At 43.7% G+C, this 14,788-nt stretch carries 12 protein-coding genes and 1 riboswitch; of the genes, 8 read left to right on the forward strand and 4 right to left on the reverse strand.

What is annotated here, in order from left to right:
- Positions 1 to 127 precede the first annotated feature (127 nt).
- Positions 128 to 1,186, reverse strand: coding sequence for an acyloxyacyl hydrolase (locus GKS34_RS04220; RefSeq protein WP_163383534.1), 1,059 nt, complete (start codon positions 1,184 to 1,186; stop codon positions 128 to 130).
- Positions 1,187 to 1,311: 125 nt separating this feature from the next.
- A riboswitch (SAM riboswitch) is annotated at positions 1,312 to 1,421 on the forward strand.
- Positions 1,422 to 1,612: 191 nt separating this feature from the next.
- On the opposite strand from GKS34_RS04220, the gene GKS34_RS04225 reads away from it, so the two are divergent.
- The 5 genes from GKS34_RS04225 to GKS34_RS04245 all read left to right on the forward strand — a co-directional run bounded on the left by GKS34_RS04225 (position 1,613) and on the right by GKS34_RS04245 (position 6,925).
- Positions 1,613 to 2,917, forward strand: coding sequence for an O-acetylhomoserine aminocarboxypropyltransferase/cysteine synthase family protein (locus GKS34_RS04225; RefSeq protein WP_163383535.1), 1,305 nt, complete (start codon positions 1,613 to 1,615; stop codon positions 2,915 to 2,917).
- Between the two features lie 9 nt (positions 2,918 to 2,926).
- Positions 2,927 to 3,982 carry a homoserine O-acetyltransferase family protein gene (locus tag GKS34_RS04230; RefSeq protein ID WP_163383536.1) on the forward strand — a complete coding sequence of 352 codons (1,056 nt, stop codon included), beginning with the start codon at positions 2,927 to 2,929 and terminating at the stop codon, positions 3,980 to 3,982.
- Positions 3,983 to 4,001: 19 nt separating this feature from the next.
- The gene (locus GKS34_RS04235) at positions 4,002 to 4,391 is read left to right on the forward strand and encodes a VOC family protein (protein ID WP_163383740.1); all 390 of its coding nucleotides are present in this window, start codon (positions 4,002 to 4,004) and stop codon (positions 4,389 to 4,391) included.
- A gap of 214 nt (positions 4,392 to 4,605) precedes the next feature.
- Positions 4,606 to 5,316 carry a glycerophosphodiester phosphodiesterase gene (locus GKS34_RS04240; protein ID WP_240459187.1) on the forward strand — a complete coding sequence of 237 codons (711 nt, stop codon included), beginning with the start codon at positions 4,606 to 4,608 and terminating at the stop codon, positions 5,314 to 5,316.
- Between the two features lie 4 nt (positions 5,317 to 5,320).
- Positions 5,321 to 6,925 carry an alkaline phosphatase family protein gene (locus tag GKS34_RS04245; protein WP_163383538.1) on the forward strand — a complete coding sequence of 535 codons (1,605 nt, stop codon included), beginning with the start codon at positions 5,321 to 5,323 and terminating at the stop codon, positions 6,923 to 6,925.
- A gap of 25 nt (positions 6,926 to 6,950) precedes the next feature.
- Here GKS34_RS04245 and alr read toward each other — a convergent pair whose 3' ends face one another.
- From alr to GKS34_RS04260, 3 genes are read right to left on the reverse strand one after another with little or no spacing between them, the layout of a single operon-like run.
- Complete coding sequence (gene alr, locus GKS34_RS04250; RefSeq protein WP_163383539.1) at positions 6,951 to 8,108, reverse strand: alanine racemase; 1,158 nt, start codon at positions 8,106 to 8,108, stop codon at positions 6,951 to 6,953.
- On the reverse strand, positions 8,102 to 10,096 hold the full coding sequence (locus GKS34_RS04255) for a hypothetical protein (RefSeq protein WP_163383540.1): 1,995 nt from the start codon (positions 10,094 to 10,096) through the stop codon (positions 8,102 to 8,104). Before GKS34_RS04255 ends, alr begins: the two co-directional genes overlap by 7 nt.
- Before the next feature lie 25 nt (positions 10,097 to 10,121).
- The gene (locus tag GKS34_RS04260) at positions 10,122 to 11,342 is read right to left on the reverse strand and encodes an ATP-grasp domain-containing protein (protein WP_163383541.1); all 1,221 of its coding nucleotides are present in this window, start codon (positions 11,340 to 11,342) and stop codon (positions 10,122 to 10,124) included.
- A 535-nt stretch (positions 11,343 to 11,877) separates the two neighbouring features.
- On the opposite strand from GKS34_RS04260, the gene GKS34_RS04265 reads away from it, so the two are divergent.
- From GKS34_RS04265 to argC, 3 genes are read left to right on the forward strand one after another with little or no spacing between them, the layout of a single operon-like run.
- Complete coding sequence (locus GKS34_RS04265; RefSeq protein ID WP_163383542.1) at positions 11,878 to 12,579, forward strand: GNAT family N-acetyltransferase; 702 nt, start codon at positions 11,878 to 11,880, stop codon at positions 12,577 to 12,579.
- 45 nt (positions 12,580 to 12,624) lie between these two features.
- Positions 12,625 to 13,830 (forward strand): argininosuccinate synthase, encoded by a 1,206-nt coding sequence (gene argG, locus GKS34_RS04270; protein ID WP_163383543.1) that lies wholly within the window; start codon positions 12,625 to 12,627, stop codon positions 13,828 to 13,830.
- Positions 13,817 to 14,785 carry an N-acetyl-gamma-glutamyl-phosphate reductase gene (gene argC, locus GKS34_RS04275; RefSeq protein ID WP_163383544.1) on the forward strand — a complete coding sequence of 323 codons (969 nt, stop codon included), beginning with the start codon at positions 13,817 to 13,819 and terminating at the stop codon, positions 14,783 to 14,785. The genes argG and argC overlap by 14 nt, the downstream gene beginning before the upstream one ends.
- Positions 14,786 to 14,788 lie beyond the last annotated feature (3 nt).

Genomic DNA, 14,788 nt, shown 5'->3' on the forward strand with positions numbered 1-14,788 from the left:
TAAAGTTAATGGGAAATCCCAGTAGTTTTCTTATCTGTAACGGAAGAAAGGTATTAAAGATACCTTTTGAATCAAATTTCAAACACCGTTTACGGCAAGAAAACCTTTTGTTTGGTTTAATAAACAATTAAAACACCCACCCCAATCGTAATCCGATGTTTTCTGCGACATGACCATGTGCTTTTAAGTCTGCTCCCAGCAGAAACCCTGTCGGAAACCGATAGGTCAAACCATACCGCTGAAAAAACCGGCGTTTTTGTCCTATTTTTTTAGATTCGACCAGGTAAAATCCCATACGTTGATTAAAATCAACCCTACCAAAAATTAGGTGGTGGGATAGAAAAACAGCTGGTATTAGTCGCTGATTCCCGTAAGCTGATTTCAGGGATTGATCCCAGAATAATTCTGCCCCGGCTCCCAGGCTATTAAGCCGGCTTAGGCTATGTACGACATCCACGGATGCGCCCATCGCCGGTACCCTACCCTTACCCTCAGGATTGTCCCTCATGGTACTAATGGTTTCCAGAATGACGGAAAAATGGTGGCTAAGCGGAGGTTTTTCAAAGAACGGAAATTCGGATTTTGATAGCCAATACGATGCCCCGATTCCGATGCCCGGGAAATTCATTCCCCGATTGGGCTGCTTTTGGCCACCATTGGATATGTGATTATAATGCCCGGATAGAAAAAGCTCCCAGGTATCCGACAGATTATAAGAAAGTTTGGGAGCTACTGATAATAAAAAACTAATGTTGCTGCTAAAAAAGGTATTCTCAGGATTGGTGTCGGGGTCGTATACGTTACTGAGGTAGCTAATTCCAAGCTTGGTCCGAAGGCCAACACGCCAGGGATGGTTTTGCCAAAGTATGGGCTCAAAAAATCCGGATAATAAAAAGGCATTTCCCAAAACCCTGGAATTGTTAAAGTCGGTAAAGCCCAATTCTCCCCCCCAGAGGTAAAAACAATTACAATTTTCCCAAGAGGATTTTTCAAGGGATAATTTTTCATAGGAGATTCGAAATCCCCTGGGGCTGCTTTGGGAAATGGGGACCAGTTCCGCCGAATGAGGAATAATCCAGCTATTCTGTCCTTCCAGGCTTACTTTACTTAACGTCTGACCAATAACATTTGCCCCTAACGCAATACCTATCAGAATTAACAAACCAATCCATCTTACGTGTCTCATTTGTTTATCTCACTGAATATCTGGGTTATTGTTTCAAATAAAGAAAAAAATACGCTAAATCAATTGGAAAATATGCCATTGTCCGCTTATTTTGTGCCATCCTTTAGCTTTTTAAAAGTATAAGGGATTTATAGAGAAGAGGTAAGAGACAGGCTCGAAGACCCTCTGGCAACCTGGAAAATCCAAGGTGCCAATTCCTGCCAGATGCGAATGGTTCCGTCTGGGAATATAAATTCTGTAAAGATGAATTCATTTCTGATTCTATCAAAGGGTAAAATTTCCGCTGAATTTCTTAAACATTTTTACTCTCCTGTGTGTGACTTCACCATGAGTTGCTGCATGCTTTTTTAATTTGCTGCTTCTGTTCTTTTAAGCATTTCATATTAATCTGTACATTATAAAGAATAAACCTAAAACACAACAATCATGTCAAAAGCGTATCGTTTCGAAACATTGCAAATCCATGCCGGCCAGGAAGCCGATCCTACCACCAATTCTAGGGCAGTCCCCATTTACCAAACCACTTCATACGTATTCAATTCTGCCGAACACGGAGCTAATTTGTTCGCGTTAAAGGAATTCGGAAATATCTACACCCGGATTATGAATCCGACTACTGATGTGTTTGAAAAAAGAATGGCCGCATTGGAAGGTGGGGTTGCTGCAGTGGCCACTGCTTCCGGACAAGCCGCCCAGTTCCTGGCTTTAAATAACTTCCTGACCGTTGGTGACAATTTTGTAACCTCTCCTTTCTTATACGGAGGTACCTACAACCAGTTCAAAGTTTCCTTTAAGCGAATCGGCATAGAGGCCCGTTTTGCAGCTTCGGACAAAGCGGCTGACCTGGAGGCGAAAATTGACGAGAAGACGAAAGCAATCTACGTGGAAACCATTGGTAATCCAGAATTCAATGTCCCTGATTTTGAAGCTGTCGCCAAGGTCGCCAAAAAGTACAATATCCCTTTAGTTGTGGACAATACCTTCGGTGCGGGAGGCTATTTATGCCAACCCATCAAACACGGTGCAAACATAGTGACCTCCTCTGCCACAAAATGGATAGGTGGACACGGAACTTCCATTGGAGGCATCATCGTAGATGGCGGGAATTATAACTGGGGCAATGGTAAATTCCCTCAATTCTCCGAGCCTTCAGAAGGATATCACGGATTAAATTTCTGGGAAACGTTTGGAGACAACAATCCGCTCGGCATGCCTAACGTGGCTTTTGCTATCCGGGCAAGGGTGGAAGGCCTTCGTGATTTTGGTCCTGCCATAAGTCCGTTCAATTCCTTCTTGCTGCTACAAGGGTTGGAAACCTTATCTCTGAGAGTACAGCGAACGGTAGATAATGCGCTTGAATTGGCGAAATGGCTTGAAAATCATCCCAAAGTAAAAAAAGTGAATTACCCCGGCTTGCCGTCAAGTCCCTATCACGAGCAGGCTAAAAAGTACCTGCCAAATGGCTATGGAGGTGTCTTAAGTTTTGAGTTGAAAGGAGAAAAAGAATCCGCTTCCGAGTTTATTAACAACCTGGAATTAATTTCCCACCTGGCCAACGTTGGGGATGCCAAAACCCTGATCATTCAACCAGCGGCAACTACTCACCAGCAACTTTCGGATGAAGCCCAGCTAGCAGCAGGTGTTACGCCTACCATGCTGCGAATATCCTGTGGAATAGAACATGTGGATGACCTGAAAGCAGATCTTACCACCGCCTTTGATAAACTATAATTACATTAAATGAACCTTCAATCGCCGCATTTGTCTATTGAAATGACCCGAGACATTTTCTACTGCAAGGAAGCCCTCCCATTGGAATCCGGAGAAGTATTGCCTGAATTTCAGTTGAGTTTTACCACCCAGGGACAACTCAATGCAAAAAAGGACAATGTGATCTGGATCCTGCATGCACTTACAGGGGATGCAAACCCCCAGGATTGGTGGGCTGGGCTTGTGGGAGAGGATAAATTTTACGATCCTGCAAACTATTTCATCATTTGCGCAAACTACCTGGGATCCTGTTATGGATCCACGAACCCGTTAAGCAACCGACCAGAGACAGGGAAACCTTATTATTATGATTTCCCAAACCTTACTACCAGAGACATTGCAGCTTCTCTGGACCGCTTACGTATCCACCTCGGTCTGGAAAAAATAAATACGGTGATTGGAGGTTCTTTAGGTGGTCAGGTTGCTTTAGAGTGGGCTTTTTCCCTCGAAAACCGACTGGATAATGCCATTATTATCGCGTCCAATGCCAAAGCATCGCCCTGGATTATTGGCTTTAACGAGACCCAACGCATGGCGATCGAATCCGATGAAACCTGGGGAAGAGAGCATCATGCTGCCGGGAAAAAAGGGCTTGAAACCGCCAGAGCCATTGGCATGCTAAGTTACCGGCACCCAGAAACATTCATTCAAAGCCAAAGTGAAACCGAAGAAAAAAGGGACAATTTCAAAATCAGCAGTTACCTTCGTTACCAGGGACAAAAACTAGCCAATCGCTTTAACGCCCTCTCCTACTGGATTTTATCCAAGGCTATGGATAGCCACGATTTAGGGCGGGGACGAGGAGGTACTTCCAACGCTCTGGCCTGCATTCAATGCAGGGTCTTATCCATAGGGGTAGATACAGATGTGTTGTTTACCTGTGAAGAATCCCGATACATTTCCCGCCATGTAGCCAAAGGAACCTACAGGGAAATCAAATCGGTCTATGGGCACGATGCCTTTCTGATTGAATACGAACAACTGCAGTACATCTTGCAGTCGTTTTATTTGGAAAATAACCAGTGATCTGCAAAATAGCACAATGATTCCCTATACCCGAATCAAAGAAACCTGCCTGTATATCGATGATCTGGACAAGGCCTTGGCATTTTACCAGGGATTGCTTGAGATGCCGCTCATTTCTAAAGCCGAAGGCAGACACGTGTTTTTTCGGTGCGGGGATAGCGTTTTGTTATGTTTTCTTGCGGAAACCACTCAAAAAGAAACCACCCTGCCTTCCCACTACGCGCACGGGAAACAACATATTGCCTTTGAGGTAAAGCAGGACGATTACCTGGCTACCCTTGAACTGGTAACTGGAAAAGGAATAAACATCACCCATGAGCAGGATTGGGGTTCTGGCAGACAAAGTTTCTATTTTGAAGATCCTTTCGGCCATGTACTTGAAATTGTACCGGAAGGAATTTGGGAATAAAATCTTAGGCCCAAATAGAGTTGCATTTACGAATGCATCACTTATCATCACTATTTAATGGTTTCTTCACAATGAAACATTGCTGATTTCCTTTTCTTTTAGAATATTGCATGAAAACTTGCATGAAAACTATTTTTATACTCCCATGGTACAAAAAATACTACTTATCTTTCTTTTGACCGCAGTATGTTTACTGCCTATCCAAGCCCAAAATATGGAATTCCATACCAATAAAGTCATTGCGCACAGGGGGGCCTGGAAAGCTGCCGCGCACCCCCAAAATTCACTGGCCTCCCTACAACAAGCAGTGGAAATGGGTTGCGAAGGTTCTGAATTTGACGTCTGGATGACTAAAGACGGAATATTGGTGGCTAACCACGATGCGGACCATGAGGGAATGGCCATTGAAGAAACTACCTATGCAGAACTCTTGCAAAAGCCACTTCCTAACGGGGAGAAACTTCCAACGGCTGAAGCGTACATTAAAAAGGGGATGATGCAACTCGGCACCAAATTAATATTTGAAATCAAACCTTCCCAAATATCCAAAGCCAGAGGACAGGAATTGGCATCTAAATCCGTGGAGTTGGTTAAAAAGCTGAAAGCAGAAATGTGGGTTGACTACATCACCTTTGATTACGATATAGGTCTGAAGGTTTTGGAATTGGATCCTGAAGCGAATGTAGCTTACCTAACGGGAAACAAAACACCTCAGGAACTAAAAGATGACGGTTTTTTTGGTTTTGACTACAACATCAAGATCGTTAAAGAAAACCCACAATGGATAAAGGAAGCGCATGACCTGGGACTGACTGTAAATGTGTGGACCGTAAACCAAGAGGAAGACATGCGTTGGCTGTTGGAAAAGAAGGTTGACTTCATTACCACCGATGAACCGGAAAAATTATTTTCCCTGATCAAGTAAAACCATGAAATCCAGCAATCTTTACCGGATACGTTTCCAGTTTGGAATCTTTTTTATTCTTCTTTGTTGTCTTGGTTGCAATCAGGAAATTCCGGAAAGAAAAGTCAAGCATGCCATATTAATCGGACTCGATGCCTTTGGATCCCGGGGTTTTCAAAAAGCCGAAACGCCCCATCTAAATCAAATGGTAGCAGAAGGAGCCATTGCCCCTTTTGCCCGGGCAGTTTTGCCTACCAATAGCTCCCCTAACTGGACCTCCATGCTTACCGGAGCGGACCCGCTACAACACGGCGTCTATGACAACGATTGGGAATTGGATAATCAGCGTTGGCCGCCGGTGATTGCCACAGAAAAGGGTGTCTATCCCAGTCTCTTCAATTGGATAAACGATCAGCTTCCCGAATCCAACATGCATTTTTTTTACGAATGGGGAGGGCTCGCGCGCCTGTATGATTTGGAAGGAGTGGATAAGGTTTTTCACGGAGATACCGGAGATGAAGTCTTTACAAATGCCGTAAATGCTTTTTTCGAAGAAAGGCCGGATTTTCTATTTATCGATATCGATGAGATAGATCACTACGGCCATCAGGACGGACACGATTCCAAATCCTATTTCCAATCCATATCCCATTACGATAGTTTAATAGGGAATTTTGTTGAAAAACTGAAAGATGCGGGATTAATGGAGGAAACCTTGATTCTGATCACGGGGGATCATGGGGGCATTGGTAAAGGCCATGGCGGAAATAGTCTGGAAGAACTTGAAATCCCGATCATCTTGTTCGGAAAAGGAGTGCAAAAAGGAAGGGTGGTGGCCAAACCCTGTTACCAGTACGACGTCGCCCCTACTTTGGCATATGCCTTGGGAATCAAACCACCTGATGCCGGGGTGGGCAGGCCGATATTGGAGGCATTCGATCCGAAGGCAAAATCCGGTACTTTCGTGCCCATGCCGGTTATCTCTCCGGCAAGCGGGTTTTATAAGCAAAAAGAACTAATCCTGGAAATCAGCGCAGATTCACCCAGGGCAGAAATTTGGTACACACTGGACGGCACGCCTCCCTCCACTGACAATGGAAAAAAATACGAAGGCCCTTTCCCTATTTCTGAAAATAGCCTGGTAACAGCCGTGACCTGGTTAGAAAACCAAAGCAGCAGACAGGAAATTCAGCAATACAGAATTTCGAATGAAGAAGGAAAGGTCAATTGGAAGTATGTGGAAGGAACCTTTACCCAGGTTCCTGACTTTGACAACCTAAGTGTCATCACCTCCGGAAAAAGTTCAGAGATCAGCCTGGATGAAATCCCCCATAGAGCGGACCATTTTGCCCTGCACTACACCGCCAACCTGGTCATTCCTAAATCCGGCACCTACACCTTTTTTCTAGAATCGGATGATGGTAGTTTGCTATTTTTGAATGGAGAGAAGGTTATTGACAATGATGGCTCACACTCCACCAGGGAAAAAAATGCCAGTCTTGACCTGGAAGCTGGCATTTTTCCTCTGGAAGTATATTATTTTGATGACATCGCCGGAGAGGCATTGGAAGTATCCTTTGTTGGACCAGGTATTCCCAAACAAATTATTACCACTGACTTTTTGAAATAGCTCTCAAAATAAGTGCCCGGATAGCCTATCGGACCACGGTCCGAGGTATGGCAGCTGGTAAGCGGCTTAACATCTCATTATTCAGCAGTTGGGTGACATTGGTAAAACTGGAAACATTGATCACGTTGTTATTTTGTCTTCCTATCAATACCACTTCCTCCCCCACTTGCACTCCGGGTATATGACTGATGTCTACCATAAACAGGTTCATGTTGATCAAACCTACAATGGGTGCTTTTTTACCCCGGATAAGGACCTGTCCCCTATTGGAAAGGGCGCGTGGATAGCCATTAGAATACCCCAAAGGCAATACCGCTATTGTCATTTTCTGCGTAGCCTGAAAAGCAGTACCATATCCAATAAACTCCCCCTTATCTACTTCCCGAATATCCATGACATCTGTTTTCCAGCTAAAAATCCGCTTCAGGGAAGTATCGGATTTTTTGTTGGTTTCGTGTAGGTGAGAAAAATAAATATCGGGACTGGGCCAGAATCCATACTGCGCCACTCCTATTCGTACCAGATCATACACTGTATCCTTCATGGCCAGAGCGGCAGCGGAACAGGCTATATGCCGGAGCTGTGGCATAAATTTTTTCTCCTTGCATTGCCGGAGAAACTCTTTGTACTTTTTGTGCTGCCGATCGATTTTAAACTGGTTGCTGAAACTTTCGGCCCCGCCGAAATGGGTACATAACCCTTCAAACACTAGCCAATCCTCATTTTTTTTCAAGTAGGCTATTGATTTGGGAAACTCCTTGGCGTTCATACCCGTCCTATTCGCCCCAGTTTCCACTTCAAGGTGTATTTTGGCTTTCTTTCCCACTTTTTTGGCAGCTTCCAGTGCTTTTGGCAGGCGATCAAAATAGTACACGAAGAAGGCAATGTCGTGAGCGACCGCCCATTCCAGATCTTCTTCGTAAATTATTCCCATTATCAGGATTTGACTTTCGGGTTTGCATACGCTCAACACCTGCTCAGCCTCAAAGGAAGAAGCTACACAAAAGTGATTGATACCACATTTTTCTGCCATGGGCACAAAAGACTCAATTCCGTGACCATAGGCATTAGCTTTGACCACGGAAGAGAGAATGGGTTTTTCACCTATTTTCTTTCTAATAAAATTAACATTGCTTTTATACGCACTTTGTTTTAATTCAATTCTAGAAGAATGTTTTACCATTGTTTTTTAATTTCCAGCCAAGTATACGATTTCCCCCAGCTATCTTTGGCAATTTTTTTAACTTTTTCTACTTCAGCCTGAGGTATTTTATCCATTTTGGAGGAAGCCTCCAAGTTATTATAGTGAAAAGCATAAACCCTTGCTGCAAACTGGTAAAGGGGCAACGATGATTCCCCATGAATCTCTCCGTTTCCATAGACAGAAGGTTTTATCCCCTGTCCCCAGTCCTGACGGCCCTCGTTGTTAGGATTTAGAAAATAAGCCCGAACTTTTCCCGACGGATCTTCGTCAACTCGCAGTAGCGAGATAGCATGAAATCCAAGCATTTCGCCTTTGGCGGAAGTGATAAAAATACCCACCGGATTGGGGTATACCAGTCGGTGCCCCCCGTTATACCGAGGGTGACACATGGCATAGAATACCCTAATAAAACCATCAAAATCTACGATGGCATTGGAGAGATAATCGTAAGCAGAGGCAAAGCCAATTTGAACCCATTGTCCGTACAATCCCGGATTCGCCCATTTATGAGGGTCTTCCCCTCTTCCAGATGCTCTTCGCATCATCTCATTGTACACCCTGTCAAGCATGGGAACCAAAGTGACAGAAACAGCGTCCAGGTGATGGTCCAGGTTTTGCACCAGTCCGTCGATAGTTGTCGAATAGCTAATCTCCTGTCCTTCAAATCGAAAACTCAGGTCATTATGTACCGCAGCTGTTTGGACCATGTGAATCAGCTTTGCCGGAGCATGCTGGCTCCACATGCTGATACCACGGGCACTCTGACAGGTAGGGTTATTTCCCTGACCCACGCCCAGAGGTTGACCCAATATCCTTAGCAAAGCTCCAATAAGGTATTGCTTGGGGCTTACTTTTTCGTGAGGTGTCCGGGTTGACTTCAGAATGCGTTTAGTTACTTCCGGATGGATGCTGATTTTACACAGATTATAAAGTCCCGACCTTACGGCTTCCCTGGAAATGATTCCATTTTCAAGCATCTTAGCCAACCCAAAGATGCACTGTGCATTAAAAGGGTGGATTACCTGAATAATCAAATAACAGACAAAATCTTTGAATTCATTAAATCGGGCAACACCCGTAGGATTCAAACCCAGGCAAACAGGAATCAGTTCGTGATATTCTTTATTCACCAGGTGCAACAACAAAGTAGCCTGAAAGGTACTGACAAGTCCAAACTGAAGCATGCTGTCTCCCATCGCTTTGGCCTCTTTTTCCAGCGATTCGATTGTCATGGTCTGGAGCAGTTCTCCGTAAGACGCATGGTCTTTGCCATCTGAGGCCGGTGACGGCTTGTAAATAGCTCGCTGAAAGGCCAACAACTCCATGTCTGCAGGATTGTCTGGATTTAACTCAATTTTCTCCTTTACCAGCGCGATGATTCTTCGTTGCTTTTCGGTTACTACCGGTCTTTGTTCACAAATAAGCGTCAACTCTTCGACCAATTTGGATTTGACCTTGGATAACTCGATTTTTTCCAGGATAAACTGGAAGAGGGCATGAACTTTACTTAGCTCATGCTCACTCATCACCAGTCTGGTTTCTTCCTGAGGTTCATTAAAAACAAATTCCAAATTGTAAACCAAAACTTCCTGCAGGTAATTATCGGCTTCTTCCTTTTGGGCCGCTGAACCAGCAATATTGCCTTCCAATATTGCCAGCATTCTCAGCTCACTTAGGAGCTCAATGGTGGAATTTGGATGGCCACTTTTGTAGGTCCCGTTAACCAGTTGAGGTACCAATTTACCAGGGTGTTCCCATGGGCTGTCCTTGAAGATTCCTGCCTTGGTCAGGTCAGGCACCTTATCATACACCTCTCGTATGCCTTCCAGCTTGTTGCACCAGGTATCCAACTGGCCCATGATTTTTTGGGCCTTCTCTCTCTTTGTCAGCGGGGTCGCCGACACATAATTCTCAAACAACTCTTCAAAAGATGCCAGGTTACTTTCTGAGATCACTCCTTCTTGCATAAATTCTGATTTATAAAATATGTTTCTAATGATAAAAATCTACATTCTCATAATGTAGCAATAACTCAGTCATTCTGTCGGGATCATCTCCCTTAAAATTAACTGTTCCGAAATGATTTCCAAAACCTTCACGATCACTAATTTTTTGACTGCTGAGTGGAGGTACCAGATTATGATCCAGAAAGTACGATTCTTCTTTCAATTCTTCGGGAATTATAAGTTTGGAAATTTGATTTTTATGAGGATAAATCATCACATTTCCATAGAATGTTTTTGGTCGGGCATCCAAGGGAGGTAAAATTTGTTTGAGTTCCTCCTCGCTGAGATCCGGATCATGGCATAACACGAATGCGCCCAATGCATCAAACCCGTAAGCCTGCCCGCAAAGTTCCAAAATATGTCCTCCTGGAATTCTACAGGCAACCTCTCCAAAGCTCAGTTCGTCGTTTTCCGTCAAAAACCACTCCGGGTGAATCATTCCGTATTGGATCCCGAATAGATCGACGAGCTTTTGCATTTCCTTTAATATCTTATCCCTTTTGGTATGAAGGTAGTTTCCTTCCGGAATAAAGTTGGAATAACCCAATTTTACGTATTCGGTGATATTCATGAAACGTATCTTTCCTCCATGAATAAAAGCCTCACATGAAAATTCTTTTCCGGGAAGGTGACTTTCAGCCAAACAAGGAAAATCATCGTCCTGACATTTGGCATCCACATCGGCTTGAGATCGTAGCAAGCGGTGTCCCACCGTTCCGGCAGAAGCAAAAGGCTTGATGTGAACCCAGCTATCTTCTTCTCCATCTATCTGAAGATTGGCCTGGTTAAGTCGATTCATAAAGTTTTTTACACCTTCTTTATTATAAACCTCCTCAAAAAGTCCAACCCGAAGGCCTCCAATTAAGGCTTTTCTTTTCATCATGGCTTTGTTTCGAAACAAAAAAGCCCTGTTCAATACACGGGGATCATCTCTATACAAAGAGTTCAAAGCACCAGCCCATTCAACCGTCTCTTCAAAAAGCGGAACAGCTACGTCTGCACCGAAGGCATCCAACTTTTCTTTCAAATCGAGTGAATTGGAAGAATCACTCCATTCGTTAAATTGGTAGGATACAAACGGAATGTCGTTTTCTTTGGCATACCCCTCAAAATCCGGGTAGGAAACAACTACATACGGTTTGTTGAGTTTTCGCATACTTTCTATTACGGGTAAACTCCAACCCATTAGTGCAAAACATTTTGCCATTTTATTTTTGTTGTTTGGTTCGGTTATACCATGCAACAAAAAACAGGCTAAAGTCAATTTCTAATTAAAAATAAAAAAAACTTCCTATAATATTAACCTACTTTCTTTATATAGTGAAAAATGAATGTGAAAAATAACATTTGTGTCTTTAAATAATCGAGATTAATGCGTATTCAAAATACAAAATTAAGCGCATTATCATTGTCAAAATGACCGAATATACAATCTGCTCCTAAAATTTGTATTTTTGATCAAATAAATAAATATTTGTATGGTTTTCCAATGATAAAAGAGACGCACATATCCTCCCTGATTTACCTTGCCCATGATAATCTTTTTGGGTATCCGATATTGTTTTCCCTCAAAACTTTCAGGAATGTGTTCAGGGCATAGTCCCTGTATACTTTATATCGTATCCTATGTGGATACTTCCAAATCGAACGCATTCAATTATTCATCTCAATTACCTTCCTAGGGCTGACTGTCAAAAAGCAAATCAGATGGGAATAGCCGGTAAGCCCAAAACAATGACAACATGTCTAACCAGAAATTCATCATAAAACCAGCGGCAGAAGAACATTGCCACTACGCAGAGACCATTACCGAAGAAATGGAACGCTCCGCTCAGGCCCGGGGGACAGGAATAGCCAAAAGGTCACCGGAATACATCCAAACCAAAATGAGGGAGGGGAAGGCGGTAATCGCACTATCTAAAACCGGACAATGGGCGGGTTTTTGTTATATAGAGGCTTGGGGCCACGGGAAATTCGTTGCCAATTCGGGCCTGATCGTGTCTCCAGAGTTCCGGAAACACGGCTTGGCCCGGGAAATTAAACGGGAAGTATTCAAACTCAGCCGCAAAAAATTCCCGGATGCAAAGATCTTCGGGCTTACCACAGGCGCTGCCGTCATGAAAATAAACTCCGAACTAGGCTACTATCCGGTCAGCTACTCCGACCTCACCACCGATGATGATTTCTGGAAAGGATGTCAAAGCTGTGTGAATTATCCCATTCTGATGAGCAAGAACCGCTCAAACTGCTTGTGTACGGCGATGCTTTACGAGCCCAAAAATGTAAAAAAAGCGGAGCAGAAGAAACTTTCTGCAGAATTTAAGAAGAATCTCAGCCTTTTTGAGCGTTTGATCAAAATCAAACGAGCCATGTTTCTTAATATTGCCAGAGGAAAAAGAAATGCCCTTGCCAAGGTAAAAGAAAAAGTTAATCAATCATCTTAAGTAAAGACTCGCCGGAAGCAAGTCTTTATAACGATAACCTTAAATATGAAAAAAGTAGTTTTAGCATACAGTGGCGGTTTGGACACCACTTTTTGTGCCATCCATCTGAGCAAAGAAAAAGGATTTGAAGTTCACGCTGTTTTGGTCAACACCGGCGGATTTGAGCAGGCGGAATTGGAGAATATAGAAGCCAGAGCAAAAAAACTGGGTGTTGCCTCTTTTAAAGTCCTCGATGTCACCAGCACCTATTATGAAGAAGTCCTTAAATATTTAATTTTTGGCAACGTTCTTAAAAACCAAACCTATCCGCTGTCAGTAAGTGCTGAAAGAATCTTACAGGCCAAGGCCCTTGCAGAATATGCTAAAGGTATCGGAGCTACTGCCGTGGCCCATGGAAGTACCGGAGCAGGAAATGACCAGGTTAGGTTTGACATGATTTTTCAAACCATCCTTCCGCAGGCGGAAATCATTACTCCCATCAGGGACCTCAAACTGAGCAGGGAGGAAGAGATCAACTATCTCAAAAAGCACGATGTGCACATGAATTTTGAAAAGGCAGCTTATTCCATCAATAAGGGCATTTGGGGAACTTCCGTGGGAGGAAAAGAAACCCTGACCTCTGATCAGGCCTTACCCGAAGATGCCTACCCTACCCAGGTAAGCAAAACCGAAGCGGAGACCCTTACCATTGGATTTGAAAAGGGAGAAATCAATCAGGTAAATGGAGAATCATTTGATCATCCGGTAGCTGCCATATTAAAAATCCAGGAAATAGCCGGGCCTTTCGGTATAGGAAGAGATATACATGTTGGGGATACCATAATTGGTATCAAAGGAAGGGTAGGCTTCGAAGCGGCCGCTCCGCTCCTTATTATAAAGGCACACCAATTGCTGGAAAAGCACACCCTCACCAAATGGCAGACTTATTGGAAAAACCAAATGGCGGAATTTTACGGCAATCACCTGCACGAAGGTCACTACCTGGACCCGGTTATGCGAAACCTGGAGGCCTTTATGGCCGACACCCAAACCTACGTTAGTGGGGAAGTAAAAATCCAATTGAACCCTTATCGATTTAATATGATCGGTATCCGCTCCGAACATGACCTCATGTCTTCCAAATTTGGAAGTTACGGAGAGATGAACAAAGGGTACACCGCAGAGGATGTCAAAGGTTTTACCCGAATATTAGGCAATCAAACAGCCATTTTTCATAATGTAAACCAGCCGAATAATCATGACAACCATTAAAACAGGAATCGTCGGTGCTGCTGGATATACCGGAGGGGAATTGATCCGATTGCTGATAAACCACCCTAATGTAGCCATTCAATGGATCCACAGCAATAGTCAGAATGGCAAACCACTGGAAGCCGTCCATCCGGATTTAATTGGGGATGCAGACCTGGTATTTACGGATCAGATTGCCACCGATGGACTGGACCTGGTCTTTCTTTGTCTCCCGCATGGAGAAGCCCGACCCTTTCTGAAAGCCCACCATTTCGGATCAAAAACAGTTATCATAGATTTAAGTACGGATTTCCGAGACGAGTCCGAAGGATTCGTTTACGGTTTGCCGGAAGTGAATGCTGCCCGAATAAAAAAAGCAATGAAAATTGCCAATCCAGGTTGTTTTGCTACAGGAATTCAATTAGCGCTTGCCCCTGCTGTAAAGAAAGGATGGTGCACCGAATCCCTGCACGTCAATGGAATCACCGGAAGCACAGGAGCGGGCAAAAAATTATCCACAACTACTCACTTTAGTCAGCGAAACCAGAACGCTTCGGTGTACAAGTTGTTTTCCCACCAGCACTTAAAGGAAATCAACCAGACCTTCGGACAGCTGGATCCTACTTTCAAAGGGCCGATTCTATTTGTACCTAATCGAGGTAACTTTTGCCGGGGAATATGGGTAACGGCCTATTTCCCATTTTCTGGGAGCCTGGAGGAGGCCCGGAAAGTATACCTGGATTTTTATAAAGAGGCTGCCTTTACCCATGTCAGCCATGAGGATATTGACCTAAAACAAGTGGTCAATACCAATAAATGCATTGTTCACCTAAAAAAAGAAGCCGGCCAACTGGCGATTTATTCGATTACTGACAATTTATTAAAAGGGGCTTCCGGACAAGCGGTACAAAATATGAACCTGGCATTTGGGCTGGATGAAAAAACCGGGCTGCGATTAAAAAGCAGTGCTTTTTAATAA

The sequence above is a fragment of the Cyclobacterium jeungdonense genome (genome assembly GCF_010994275.1).
In the GTDB taxonomy this organism is placed as follows: domain Bacteria; phylum Bacteroidota; class Bacteroidia; order Cytophagales; family Cyclobacteriaceae; genus Cyclobacterium; species Cyclobacterium jeungdonense.

Coding starts and splice junctions, on each gene's coding strand:
- GKS34_RS04220 (WP_163383534.1), bottom strand. CDS start 1,186: ATGAGACACGTAAGATGGATTGGTTTGTTAATTCTGATAGGTATTGCG.
- GKS34_RS04225 (WP_163383535.1), top strand. CDS start 1,613: ATGTCAAAAGCGTATCGTTTCGAAACATTGCAAATCCATGCCGGCCAG.
- GKS34_RS04230 (WP_163383536.1), top strand. CDS start 2,927: ATGAACCTTCAATCGCCGCATTTGTCTATTGAAATGACCCGAGACATT.
- GKS34_RS04240 (WP_240459187.1), top strand. CDS start 4,606: ATGGAATTCCATACCAATAAAGTCATTGCGCACAGGGGGGCCTGGAAA.
- GKS34_RS04245 (WP_163383538.1), top strand. CDS start 5,321: ATGAAATCCAGCAATCTTTACCGGATACGTTTCCAGTTTGGAATCTTT.
- alr (WP_163383539.1), bottom strand. CDS start 8,108: ATGGTAAAACATTCTTCTAGAATTGAATTAAAACAAAGTGCGTATAAA.
- GKS34_RS04255 (WP_163383540.1), bottom strand. CDS start 10,096: ATGCAAGAAGGAGTGATCTCAGAAAGTAACCTGGCATCTTTTGAAGAG.
- GKS34_RS04260 (WP_163383541.1), bottom strand. CDS start 11,342: ATGGCAAAATGTTTTGCACTAATGGGTTGGAGTTTACCCGTAATAGAA.
- GKS34_RS04265 (WP_163383542.1), top strand. CDS start 11,878: ATGTCTAACCAGAAATTCATCATAAAACCAGCGGCAGAAGAACATTGC.
- argG (WP_163383543.1), top strand. CDS start 12,625: ATGAAAAAAGTAGTTTTAGCATACAGTGGCGGTTTGGACACCACTTTT.
- argC (WP_163383544.1), top strand. CDS start 13,817: ATGACAACCATTAAAACAGGAATCGTCGGTGCTGCTGGATATACCGGA.